Here is an 11,949-nt window from a genome sequence, read left to right as displayed (position 1 = left end):
TATGAGATTCTCCTTACGCGGACGAGCATTGCCTGACGCGCCGCTGGTGATGGCGATCGTCAACAGGACACCCGACTCCTTCTACGACCGGGGCGCCACCTTCGCATGGGAGGCGGCGTTACGACGGGTGGACCAAGCGGTCAGCGCGGGGGCGGACATCGTGGACATCGGCGGGGTGAAAGCCGGTCCCGGTGACGAGGTGAGCGTCGCCGAAGAGACCGACCGGGTCGTCGCTATCGTCGCGGAGGTCCGGAGCAGGCATCCGAACCTGATCATCAGCGTCGACACGTGGCGGCACGAGGTGGCGCGGGAGGTCTGCGAGGTGGGGGCCGACCTGCTGAACGACACCTGGGGCGGTGCGGACCCGCTGCTCGCCGAGGTCGCCGCCGAATACGGAGCCGGCCTGGTCTGCGCGCACGCGGGCGGGCAGAGCCCCCGGACGCGACCCCACCGGGTGGAGTACGACGACGTGGTCGCCGACGTGATCCTACGCACCACCGCGCTCGCCGAGCGGGCCGTCGCGCTCGGCGTGCCGAAGCACAGCGTTCTGATCGATCCGGCTCACGACTTCGGCAAGAACACCTGGCATTCGCTGGAGGTCACGCGGCGCATCGGTGAGATGGTGGGGACGGGATGGCCGGTCCTGGTGTCCCTGTCCAACAAGGACTTCATCGGGGAGTCCCTGGACCTGCCGGTCGATGAGCGCCTGTACGGCACCCTCGCCGCGACCGCGCTGTGCGCGTGGGAGGGAGCGCGGGTGTTCCGCGTGCACGAGGTGGCGCAGACGCGGCAGGTGCTCGACATGATGGCCGTGCTGCGGGGCGACCGGTCGCCCGCGCGGGCCGTGCGAGGGCTGGCGTGATCGCCGCCGTCGCCTGCGTCCCGCAGACGCCGCTGCTGCTGCCGGGGTTGGGGGGACGACCCGTTCCCGAGATCGACCGGCTGCGTGACGCGGCGGCCGGTGCGGTGACGTTCCTGCTGGAGCAGGAGGTGGATGAGGTGATCGTGGTGGGCGCGGCGCGGAGCACGGGCCCCCATCCCGCTGACGCCCCTGATCCCACGGCGCGTCTCGCGCCGGCACCCGGGCGCCGATCAGTGCCCGGGGAACTGCCCGTCCCGCTCGCGGTGGCGCGGTCCCTGCTGGCGGGGTGTGACATGCCATGGAGCCTGTACGGGGCGGCTCAGGACGCCGGTCCCGAGGTCCACCGCGACCTCGGAGCGCCACTCGGACGGCGGCCCGGTCGCGGCGGCCTCCTGGTGGCCGCGGATGGAAGCGCGTGCCGTACCGAGAAGGCTCCGGGGTATTTCGATCCGCGTGCCCTCGGCCTCGACCAGCGGATCGTCACAGCGCTGCGCCACGGCGACGTGTCCGGCCTGGCGGCCCTGGACCCGGAAGCGTGCCGGGACCTGCTGGTGAGCGGCCGGGCCGCCTGGCACGTCATGGCCGGCGCCTGCGAAGGAGGCCGGTGGCTGGCGCGGATGCTGTACGAGGATGATCCGTTCGGCGTGGCCTACTGGGTCGCGACCTGGCTGAGGTGCGACGGCGAGCCGCGTGCACCGCTCTGATTGCCAGGTCAGCGGGTCTTGCGCCAGTACACGCCGGCGCCGTCGATCTGGACGATGGGCTCGTCGATGGCGTGCCGCTTGCGGTAGTCGGACACCGCGAGCCGGCAGGTCGGCACCTGGCGGTAGTCGTCGACGATCAGGAACCCGCCGACCGCCAGCCGCGGGTACAGGTGCACGAGCGCGTCCATCGTGGACTCGTACATGTCGCCGTCCAGCCGGAGCACGGCCAGTTCCTTGATCGGGGCGTCCGGCAGGGTGTCGCGGAAATAGCCCGGCAGGAACTCCACCTGCTCATCCAGCAGGTCGTAGCGGCGGAAGTTCTCCCGTACCGTCTCGAGCGGCACCCCGAGCACGTCGTTGAGCAGGTGGAACGGCATGACCTGGTCAACGGGGTACTTCTCGGCGTCGGCCTCGGGCAGCCCCTCGAAGGAATCAGCCACCCAGACCTTTCTGTCCCGCACGTCGTACGCCTTGAGCACGCCGCGCATGAGAATGGTCGCCCCGCCCCGCCACACACCGGTTTCTATCAGGTCGCCGGGCACTTGTTCGGCTATCACCTGCTCGATGCATGCTTGGAGGTTGTCCAGGCGGGCGAGCCCGATCATCGTGTGCGCGACCAGGGGGAAGTCTCGCCCGGTCTCGCGTACGCGGCCGTCGAAGGGCACCTCCTCTCGCCGGAGGGACGCCTGCTCCGCGGTGGCCGGATATCGGAGCCCGCCGTCACGGTAAATATTGTTGATCAGCACTTTCTTCAGCAGGTCCAGATATAGGTCCTTGGGCATGTGCGACCTCATTGCGTCGAGGAGGGATTGCGGAAATGCGCGGTTCTCGTCCGTCCCGCCGGCGGGACGGACGAGAATCACGGGATGCCGACTGTCACGATAACGCGCCGGCGTCGCGCCCATCGTTCTGCTCGGCGGGACATCGGCTTGTTCCGGGAAGCACGGCGACCATATTCTCCGATGCTGCGAATATTCGCCGGCATCGAGAAACGAGGTGGCAATGAGCAGGGTGGGGACCACGCCCATGGCAGCGGCGGCAGCGCCGCGAGTGGCATGGAAAGGCCTCTCGGCGGTCTTTCTCATTTTCATGGTGCTTTCGCTGGCCACGCTCGGCGGGTACGGCTATTTCAGCGACGAGCTCTACCTCATCGCCGCCGGACGCCATCTCGACTGGAGCTACGTGGATCAGCAGCCGCTGGTGCCGCTGCTGGCCTGGCTGGCGGACACATTGTTCCCCGGCTCGCTCATCGCGTTGCGCCTGGTGACGACCCTGGCCATAGCCGTCGGCGCGGTGGTCACCGGGCTCATCACCAGGGAGCTGGGTGGCGGCTCCGTGGCGCAGGTCGTCGCCGCGGTCGCGTACGGCGTCGCGTTCATCGCGCAGGGACAGACGCTGGATACCGGAGCGCTCGACCTGGTCCTGTGGACGCTGGTCCTCTGGCTCGTGGTGCGCTGGGTGCGGCTGCGCGAGCAGGGAGTCGATCGGGATCGCCTCCTGCTGGCGGCCGGGGTGGTGACGGCTGTTTCTTTGCAGGTCAAGTTGCTGATCCCGCTGTTGTGGGTGCTGCTGGTCGTCAGCGCGCTCGCGGTCGGGCCCCGGGATCTGCCCCGCCGGCCGCTGCTGTGGGCGGGCGGGCTGATCGCGGTGGCCTCGGCTCTTCCCGGGTTGCTGTGGCAGGCCGTCAACGGCTGGCCGGTGCTGGAGTTCGCCGAGGTCGTGGCCGAGGAGGAGGCCCTGTTCGGGCGGCGCGGCGTGGGCTTCGTCGTGTGGGTCGCGCTGCTGGCGGGGATCGTCGCGGGAACGGTGCTGATGGTCTACGGCCTGTGGCGGTTGCTCGCCTCCAGGGCGCTGCGGCCGTACCGCTTTCTCGGGCTGGCGGCGCTGGGGGTGATTATGTACGTGGGGCTCACCGGTGGGCGCTTCTACCACGTCATCGGGGTCTTCCCGGTGCTGTGGGCGGCCGGCGCGCTCAGGTTCGAGTCGCTGGTGGCCCGCCGGCGATGGTGGTGGGCCGCCGGGCCGATCCTCGCCCTGTCCGCCTGCTTCGCGCTCATGGGGCTGCGCTGGACTCCGGAGTCGGCGATCAGGCAGCCCACGGAGGAAGAGCTGTCCGACGTGGCGGTCTCGACGACGATCTCCCAGTTCGGCTGGCAGGAACTGGCCGACTCGGTCGCGCGGGTCCACGGCGCGCTGCCGCAAGGCCTGCGCGAGAAGAGCGTGATCCTCACCGAGACCTACTGGCAGGCGGGCGCCGTCGAGGTGTACCGCGAGGGTCGAGGGCTGCCGCCGGTCTTCAGCGGGTCCCGGGGCTATTGGTACTTCGGCGTGCCGCCGCAGGATGCCACGACTGTGCTCTATGTCGGCAAGAACCCCGGCGAGCTGCGGCGAAGCTGTGGCGCGCTCCGCCAGGCAGGCGCCGTGGAGGGCCGGGTAGGTCTGGAGATCGGCACTCCGATCTGGGTGTGCGAGCAGGTCACCGAGCCGTGGAGCAGCCTCTGGCCGCGCCTGCGCCGGTTGGAGATCGTCGGGTGAACAGCGTTCGGGCCGGCGTCGTCGGCTGACCGGCGCGCGGGCCGGCATCGGCGGGTGATCGGCGCGCGGGCCGGCGAGGTGTTCGGCGTCGTCGGCCCGCGCGTCCGCTCAGGGCCTGTGCGCCGCCTCGGGAGGGGCCCAGGCGACTCCTCTGTTCTCGATGAACCAGTCCACCGTGCGCGCCATCCCCTCCTCCAGCGACACCAGCGACTCGGGCGGAATACCCACACTGAGCAGCGTGGACGGGTCCGCCGTCACCGGAGTGTCGGGGGTCTCGCCCGGCCGCATGGGCAGATCCACGATGGGCACCCGCGGATATCCGCGCTCCTCGCAGAGATCGAGGATCAGCTCGGCGACCTCCCTGATCGTGCCCGAGGTCGCCGGGCCCACCTCGACGGCGTGCTCCAGGACCTCACCCGACGCGGACGTCTCCAGCGCGGACACCAGGGCGCGGGCGGCGTCGCCCACCCACACCATGTCGGAGATCTGCCGCCCCCCGCCGTACAACTCGACCGGGAGCCCGGAGATCGCCCGGCACACCACCGCAGGGGTGATCTTCCTGACCTTGCCGGAGGCGAAGGGAGGCGCCGCCTTCTGCCGTGGGCCGTAGGCGTTGACCACGCGCACGCTGTTGACCCGGGTCTTCCGATGAGCGTTGTACATCTGGACGAACCGCTCCACCGCGGTCTTCGTGATCGAGTAGCTGTTGTTCATCCAGTGGTTCCCGACGCAGATGTAGACACCGGGCAAGTCGTACTGCGCCACCGCCTCAAGGAAGTTCAACCCGCCCTGCAGGTTGGTCTCGACGGCGGGTCTGGGGTTGTCGATGGTCTCCTGCGTGCCGAGCACGGCGGCGAGGTGGATGATCCCGTCGCATTGAGCCGCCAGCTCGCACATCGCGGTGGCGTCGCGAATGTCTCCGAGCATCACCTCCGACAGGCCGGCGGGGCACCGTCCTCTATGATCGAAAACAATGGGAATGTGTCCTTGATTGATGAGTTCTTCGCAGACGTACTGGCCGATGAAGCCGTTTCCTCCGGTGACGCCGACTTTCATGATGTGCTCGCGTTCCTTTCTTTCGAATGTGGCTAATTGGCAGCCGGTGCTAGGATACAAAAATCATTCCGGAGAAGAAGCCGTCGGGAGGCGCGATGGAAGGCGGAGTTACCGTTCTAGTGCCTTGTCTGAACGAAGGGCGTCAGGTCGACGTCGCGTACGAGAAGCTGGTCGAGGCTCTGCGGGATATCGATGACCTGGAAATTCTGTTCGTCGACGACGGCAGTACGGACGATTCTCTGGCCCGTATACGTGCCCTGTCCCGGGCGGATTCCCGGGTGAACTACCTGTCCTTTTCCCGGAACTTCGGCCTGGGCGCCGTGGAGGTGGCGGGGTTCCGTTACGCGGCGAAGAAATGGACCGTGCAATGCGACGCCGACCTGCAGGTGCCGCCGGAGGAGATCGGCCGGCTGCTGGACAAGGCGGCCGAGGGCTACGACGTCGTCTTCGGGGAGCGGCGAAACCGCCAGGATCCGTGGATCAGGAAGGCAGGCTCCGGAGCGCTGCAGTGGCTGGCCGTACGAGTCTTCGGGATCGGCTTCCCGCCCGGCGCCTCCAACTTCCGCGTCGTGCGCAGCTCCGTGGCCAGGACCATAGCGGGGCTGGGGCTGACGTGGTTCATCCCGGCGGTGTCGCTGGTGGGTGCCACGTACGCGCTCGTGCCGGTCTCCCACCAGGCGCGGGCCGAGGGCGAGTCGCGGCTGCGGCTGAGCCGGCTGGTGGCCTACAGCCTGGAGCTGTTCTTCGGGTTCTCCTGGCGCCCGCTCACCGCCTTGTACGCGACGGCCGCCCTGGGAGCCCTGCTCGCGGTCGTGTCCGTGGTGGCCGGCCTGGCTGGGGGAGCGGGGCCGGTCCTGCTCGGATCCGTCGCCGTGCTGCTGGGCGGCCTTGCCCTGGCCGCTCTCGGGCTGATCGCGCGCTACCTGCAGCGGCTCATGAAGCAGGCCGGGCGACTGCGGCCCTACTACGTTCGCGAGGCCAGCATCCTCCTGCACGCCGCGGACGCCCTGGAGAGCGACGCGCCGACCCCGACCGTCCGCCGCGAACCGGCCGCAGCGAAGTCCAGCGGTACGACCGGGCCCAGCGTCGCGGTCGGCTGAGCGCGGCGTCCCGCCGGCGAGACAGGGCCGGCACAGCGCGGAGTTCAGCAACGCGGGGTTCACCAACGCGGACGGAATCAACGCGGACGGAATAACGCAACTCACCGGACGAAGGAGTGTCCATGTCCTTTCCGAAGCAAATATCCGGCAGCCGGTGCCGGGTTTGCGGCGGTCCTGTGTCGGAATTCTTTGATTTCGGCCGGCAGCCGCTGTCCGATGCCTTTCATGAGCAGCCGCCCGCCGACGAGCTCTTCTTCCGCCTGGCCGTGGGGAACTGCTCGTGGTGCACCATGGTCCAGCTCATGGAAGAGGTGCCGAGAGACCGCATGTTCCACGCCGGATACCCGTACCTCTCGTCCGGATCGGCCGTGATGCGTGACCACTTCGGCAAGGTGGCCGGGCGTTTCCTGGAGACGGAGCTGACCGGCCCGAACCCGTTCGTCGTCGAGCTGGGCTGCAACGACGGGGTGATGCTGCGCACGATCGCCGAGGCGGGCGTTCGGCACCTGGGGGTGGAGCCCTCGGGCGGGGTCGCGGATCTGGCCGCCGCGAAGGGCGTACGCGTGCGCAAGAGCTTCTTCGAAGAGCAGGTGGCTACGGAGATTCTCGCCCAGGACGGCCCGGCCGACGTGATCTACGCGGCCAACACGTTGTGCCACATCCCCTATCTCGGCTCGATCCTGCGGGGCGTGGACGCGCTCCTGGCCCCCGACGGGGTGTTCGTGTTCGAGGACCCGTACTTCTCTGACATCGTGGAGCGCGCCTCCTTCGATCAGATCTACGACGAGCACTTCTACCTGTTCACCGTGCGCTCCGTGCAGTCCGCGGCCCGTCCGTACGGACTCGAGCTCGTCGATGTGGAACGTCTGCCGGTACACGGCGGGGAAGTGCGCTACACGCTGGCGCGGGCGGGCGGCAGGCGACCGGCCCCGGCGGTCGCCGAGTTGCTGGCCGAGGAGCACGAGCGGCGGCTGACGGAGGCGGAGACCCTGGCCGGTTTCGGCTCCCGCGTCGAGGGGATCCGGGAGCGGCTCGTCACCCTGTTGCGGGAGCTGAAAGCCAAAGGCAAGCGGGTCGCCGGTTACGGCGCCACCGCCAAGAGCGCCACCGTGCTGAACTACTGCGGCATCGGTCCTGACCTGATCCCGTACATCACTGACACCACAAAAGCCAAGCAGGGCACGAAGACCCCCGGCTCGCACATCCCGGTTCTGGGGCCGGAGGCGTTCCGCGACCCTTATCCGGACTACGCCGTGCTGTTCGCCTGGAACCACGCGGCCGAGATCATGGAGAAGGAGGTGGGTTTCGCCGGCGTGGGCGGGGAGTGGATCACCTACGTGCCGGACGTCTGCGTGGTCTGAGCGGTGGCCGCCACCACGTCCTCCAGTCCTGACGGCCAGGTCGCCGCCGGGCGCCAGCCGGTGGCGCGGGTGAAGGCGGAGGCGTCCACGACGCAACTGTGGAAGTCGGCCGGCGTCGCGTCCGCCGGCGGCTCGGTCGGCAGGACCGGGACCGGCGGCCGGCCGGAGCGGGCGGCGACCGCCGCGGCGATGGCGGTGAACAGGTTCGAGAGACGGATGGGCGTTCCGGTACCGATCAGCCACGGCGCGGACGCCTCGCGGGCAGACCCGAGGGCGCGGCCGTGATCATGGGCCGCGAGCAGCGCGGACGCCACATCCTTCACGTGCAGGAGATCACGCATGGTGCTCCCGTCGCGCCACATGAGGAGCGGCCGGTCCTCCCAGGCGCGCCGGGCCATCGCCGCCACCACGCCCTTGCCGGGACCGGACGGGCTGACGCCGTATACGGTAGGGAGCCGCAGCGTGATCCCCCGTACCGCGCCTTCCGCGCTCGCCGCCGCGAGCAGCCGCTCGGCGGCGACCTTGTGCCGGTCGTAGGCCGTGGACGGACGATCGGGCTCGCCGCCGCTCACCAGACCGTCCACCCCCGCCTGACTGGCCGAGCCGGTGAAGACGACGACGGGCCGGTCCGTACGGCTCCGCAGCGCGTCCACCACCCGGCCGAGCAGCCCGACGTTGACCGCCCTGCCCTCCTCGTCCCCGCCCGCCACCCGCCAGGCGCCCGTGCCCGAGATCTGCGCGACCAGGTGAAAGACGGCGTCGGCGTCGGCGACGGCGGCCTCGATGACGCCGGGCGCGCGGAGGTCGGCCGGGACGACCTCGACCTGAGCCGGGCCCTGAGGCACGGCGGCGGGGTGGCGGGAGACCAGCCTGAGCCGGATGGGGCGCGCGGCGAGCCGCCGGGCGAGTTCGCCGCCGATGAAGCCGGACGCGCCGAGCAGCGTGACGAGTGGCCGGTCAGGCACGGTGACCCGCCGCCAGGCGCCGACACGTCTCGTAGTCGGGCAGTACCCGGGCCGTCAGCGCTTCCGCGAGTGTCGGCGCGATGCGATCGCGCTCGGACAGGATCGGATCGAGGCCGTCGGGGATGGGCAGGCCGAGCGCGGGGTCCAGAGGGGAGAGCGCCCGCTCGACGGCCGGGTCGTAGAAGGCGGAGAGCAGGTACGAGATGATCGTGTCCTCCTCCAGGATCACGAAGCCGTGCGCCACGCCGATGGGCAGGTACAACGACCGGCAGGTCTCCTCGTCCAGTTCCACGGCCTCCCAGGCGCCGAAGGTCGGCGATCCGGTCCGGATGTCGACGATCAGGTCCAGGGCACGGCCCCGCGGGCAGTAGACATACTTGGCGTTGCCCGGTGGAGCCAGGGTGTAGTGCAGCCCCCTGATCACCCCGCGCCTGGACCGGCTGTGGCTGGTCTGCGCCACGGGGAACAGCAGCCCGCCGACGGCCGCTTCGAAGGCCGGCGCCTGATAGGGCGAGGTGAACATCCCGCGTTCGTCCGGAAAGACCTCGGGGGTGAACTCGACTGCTCCCTCGATGGCGAGTTCGCGTACGCGCACGATCACCACATCCTTTCGATCACCACAGGCTGTGCAGGCACGACAGGAGGCTGCGCGCCTCGACATTGAGATAGTGGCCGTGCCGCAGGAGGTCCGTGAGCTGGCCGACGGTCACCCAGCGGAAACCCTCGGGCACGTCCGGCGGCGGCCCTGGGCGGGTCTCCACGACCATGTAGCGGGTCAGCGCGTGATAGAAACGACCGCCCTCCTCGGACATGACGCAGTCGAAGCGCACCCGGCTGCGGTCCACGGTGAGCAGGTCCCTGGCGAACGCGTGGCCGCCGGGATCCTGTCCTGCCGTGAGGTGCAGCGTGGGGGCGAGCTCGACCACGTCCCGCAGTCCCGGCTCACGCCGCGCCTGCACGAGCAGGTGCAGAACGCCGTCGAAGGCAGCGGTGAGGAAACCCGCCAGCGCCCTTCCCCGGGGGGCCAGCAGCGGCTGCGTCCACCGGGTCACCTCCCGGTTTCCCGCCTCCACCGCGACGGCCAGGATGCGAAAGTCCTTGTCGTCGAGGTTCGCGATCTTGTTCTCGGTGCGCGACCAGCTTTCCACCTCGGCCAGGGGGACCAGCCGGGTCCGCCAGTCGCATCCGGTCCTGGCCTCGGTGAGCCAGCTCGTGATCTCGTCCGTGGTGTGCAGCCCCCGCGACGCCCGGTAGGAGCGCAGCAGGGCGTCAGTGAACGGGTCCGCGGCCTCCTCGGGAGGAGTCATGGGCATGCAGGCCAGCACTGTGCGGGCGTCCATGTTCACGAGGTTCGGCCTTCTCAGCAGAGAGCGCAGCGCCGGCAGCGATAGCCAGTGGAAGTCCTCCCGCACCGGGACGTCGTCCGCCGTCTCGACGACCATGTTGCGGTTGCGCTTGTGCCAGAACCAGCTCCCCTGCTCCGACTGCAGGCTGTCGACCAGTACCTTCCCCTGAGCGGGGCCGGCGAAGTGCTCGAGGTAGCGGGTGGTGGAGCCGCGGTGCACGCGGGTGAAATTGCTGCGGGTGGCCTGGACCGTGGGGGAGAGCTGGAGCGTGTTGACGTTTCCCGGCTCCATCTTGGCCTGCATCAGGGCGTGCGGCACACCGCCGATCTCCTTGACCAGGATACCCAGGATGCCGATCTCGGGCTGATTGATGATCGGCTGTGACCAGGAGAGCGCCGTGCCCTCCTCGACCTTCACGCCCTCGACGGTGAAGAAGCGCCCGCTCCGGTGGACGAGGTTGCCGCTGCCCGGCTCGAAGTGCCAGGCGTCCAGTTCGCGGAAGGGAATGCGCCGCACTGCGAACTTCGTTGCCCGGTGCCGGGCGGCCCACCACCGGACGAAGTCGTCGTTCACAGCGTGTCCAAAGTGCGGCGGAGGGCGTCGATGACCTTGTCCTGGTCGTCGGCCGACAGCGACGGGTACATCGGCAGGGAGAAGATCTCGTCGGCGAGCCGTTCCGTGACGGGCAGAGCGCCGGGGCCGTAGCCCAGGTGGCTGAAGCCGCTCATCGTGTGCACCGGCCATCGGTAGCTCACGTTGAGCGAGATGTCGCAGCTCTCCAGCGCCTTCAGGATGTGCTCCCGCTCGGGGTGTCGGACGACGTACAGGTAGTAGACGTGCTCGTTGCCCGGCGCCACGGACGGCAGGACGAGATCGGTGTCGGCCAGCCGTTCCGCGTACCGGGCGGCGATCGCCCTGCGCGCGTCGATGTACCGGTCCATCCGGGTGAGCTTCCTGCGCAGGACCTCGGCCTGGACCTCGTCGAGCCGGCTGTTGTGGCCCGGGGTCGCCACCACGTAGTAGCGGTCCTCCATGCCGTAGTAGCGCAGGCGCCGCAGGTTCGCCGCCACCGCGTCGTCATCGGTGATGGTGGCCCCGCCGTCGCCGTAGGCGCCGAGCACCTTGGTCGGGTAGAAGGAGAAGGCGGCCGCCGCACCCCAGGAGCCGGCGACCCTGCCGTGCTGGCGGGCGCCGTGCGCCTGGGCGCAGTCCTCCAGCACCGGAATCCCGTGCTCGGCGGCCAGTTCCAGCAGCGGCGCCATGTCCACGCACTGCCCGTACAGGTGGACGGGGAGAAGGCAGCGGGTACGGTCGGTCATGGCGACCGCCACCGCCTCGACGTCCATCAGGTACGTGTCCTCCCGCACGTCCACGAAGACCGGAGTGGCGCCCACCGCGTCGATGGCCACCACGGTGGGCGCGGCGGTGTTCGACACTGTGATGACCTGGTCGCCCGGCTTGACGCCGAGGGCCTGCAATCCCAGCACGATGGCATTGGTGCCGTTGTCCACGCCGATGCAATGAGATACGCCATGGTATGCGGCGAACAGCCGCTCGAATTGCTCCACCTTGGGGCCGAGAATGAGCTGGCCGGACCGGAACACCTCATCGACGGCCGCCAAAATGTCCGCACGCTCGTTCTCGTACTCCTGTATGTAGTCCCAGACGAGAAGAGGCATGATCGCGAGTTACCTCCGCAAAGAGAAGGACGGCCGGGCCGGCGCTCGTTTCATCGAGCCGTCGACAGCCTCGACCTCGGGTCGTTCATCGCCGCACGGCCGCTCGGGCCGGCGCCGCTGTTTCGGGAAAGTGGCCGGCCCGTGGACGAGTCGGCCGTGCCCATCGCAGTCCCCGGTGTTCCGTGCGCCGCCGGAATCCGTGGTTGCTACTAAGGCCATCGAATGCGATGCGAATCTGTCCACCATGACTAGCCGATCCGGACGGCTTCGCGCAAGAGAAACAATGGCCGGCAGCCGATCCCGGAGCGCGTCGCCGGATATGTAAAAGTGTTCTCACTTCC

11 protein-coding genes are annotated in these 11,949 nt (G+C 69.3%); 5 read left to right on the top strand and 6 right to left on the bottom strand.

Going from position 1 to position 11,949, the window contains the following annotated elements:
• The first annotated feature begins 1 nt into the window (after position 1).
• Together folP and ABZX61_RS41170 are read left to right on the top strand one after the other, a co-directional pair.
• Positions 2-862: a dihydropteroate synthase gene (gene folP / locus ABZX61_RS41175; protein WP_355202181.1), complete on the top strand. Its 861-nt coding sequence runs from the start codon at positions 2-4 to the stop codon at positions 860-862.
• Entirely contained in the window at positions 859-1,566 is a 708-nt protein-coding gene (locus tag ABZX61_RS41170) for a hypothetical protein (protein WP_355202178.1), read from the top strand. Before folP ends, ABZX61_RS41170 begins: the two co-directional genes overlap by 4 nt.
• Positions 1,567-1,574: 8 nt before the next feature.
• Here the strand turns inward: ABZX61_RS41170 and ABZX61_RS41165 are convergent, their stop codons facing one another.
• Positions 1,575-2,348, bottom strand: a complete 774-nt coding sequence (locus ABZX61_RS41165; protein WP_355202176.1) for a TylF/MycF family methyltransferase — start codon at positions 2,346-2,348, stop codon at positions 1,575-1,577.
• A 307-nt stretch (positions 2,349-2,655) separates the two neighbouring features.
• Between ABZX61_RS41165 and ABZX61_RS41160 the strand changes: the two genes are divergently transcribed.
• Positions 2,656-4,101, top strand: coding sequence for a glycosyltransferase family 39 protein (locus ABZX61_RS41160; protein WP_355202173.1), 1,446 nt, complete (start codon positions 2,656-2,658; stop codon positions 4,099-4,101).
• Between the two features lie 108 nt (positions 4,102-4,209).
• Here the strand turns inward: ABZX61_RS41160 and ABZX61_RS41155 are convergent, their stop codons facing one another.
• Positions 4,210-5,157, bottom strand: coding sequence for an NAD-dependent epimerase/dehydratase family protein (locus ABZX61_RS41155; RefSeq protein WP_354914749.1), 948 nt, complete (start codon positions 5,155-5,157; stop codon positions 4,210-4,212).
• 95 nt (positions 5,158-5,252) lie between these two features.
• Here ABZX61_RS41155 and ABZX61_RS41150 point away from each other — a divergent pair, with 95 nt between their 5' ends.
• Both ABZX61_RS41150 and ABZX61_RS41145 read left to right on the top strand, forming a co-directional pair.
• A complete protein-coding gene (locus ABZX61_RS41150; RefSeq protein WP_355202170.1) occupies positions 5,253-6,257 on the top strand; it encodes a glycosyltransferase family 2 protein in 1,005 nt (334 codons plus the stop codon).
• A gap of 122 nt (positions 6,258-6,379) precedes the next feature.
• Entirely contained in the window at positions 6,380-7,618 is a 1,239-nt protein-coding gene (locus ABZX61_RS41145; protein WP_355202167.1) for a class I SAM-dependent methyltransferase, read from the top strand.
• Here the strand turns inward: ABZX61_RS41145 and ABZX61_RS41140 are convergent.
• From ABZX61_RS41140 to ABZX61_RS41125, 4 genes are read right to left on the bottom strand one after another with little or no spacing between them, the layout of a single operon-like run.
• Positions 7,591-8,583, bottom strand: a complete 993-nt coding sequence (locus ABZX61_RS41140; protein WP_355202164.1) for an NAD(P)-dependent oxidoreductase — start codon at positions 8,581-8,583, stop codon at positions 7,591-7,593. The genes ABZX61_RS41145 and ABZX61_RS41140 overlap by 28 nt on opposite strands.
• Entirely contained in the window at positions 8,576-9,178 is a 603-nt protein-coding gene (locus tag ABZX61_RS41135) for a dTDP-4-dehydrorhamnose 3,5-epimerase family protein (RefSeq protein ID WP_355202161.1), read from the bottom strand. Before ABZX61_RS41135 ends, ABZX61_RS41140 begins: the two co-directional genes overlap by 8 nt.
• Positions 9,179-9,197: 19 nt before the next feature.
• The gene (locus tag ABZX61_RS41130) at positions 9,198-10,502 is read right to left on the bottom strand and encodes an NDP-hexose 2,3-dehydratase family protein (RefSeq protein WP_355202158.1); all 1,305 of its coding nucleotides are present in this window, start codon (positions 10,500-10,502) and stop codon (positions 9,198-9,200) included.
• Complete coding sequence (locus tag ABZX61_RS41125) at positions 10,499-11,608, bottom strand: DegT/DnrJ/EryC1/StrS family aminotransferase (RefSeq protein ID WP_355202155.1); 1,110 nt, start codon at positions 11,606-11,608, stop codon at positions 10,499-10,501. The genes ABZX61_RS41130 and ABZX61_RS41125 overlap by 4 nt, the downstream gene beginning before the upstream one ends.
• Between the last annotated feature and the right edge of the window lie 341 nt (positions 11,609-11,949).

It is taken from the genome of Nonomuraea sp. NPDC003709 (assembly GCF_040610775.1).
GTDB lineage: Bacteria > Actinomycetota > Actinomycetes > Streptosporangiales > Streptosporangiaceae > Nonomuraea > Nonomuraea angiospora_A.
Note: the sequence above shows the minus strand (reverse complement) of the source record. Positions and strands in the feature narration are given on the sequence as shown.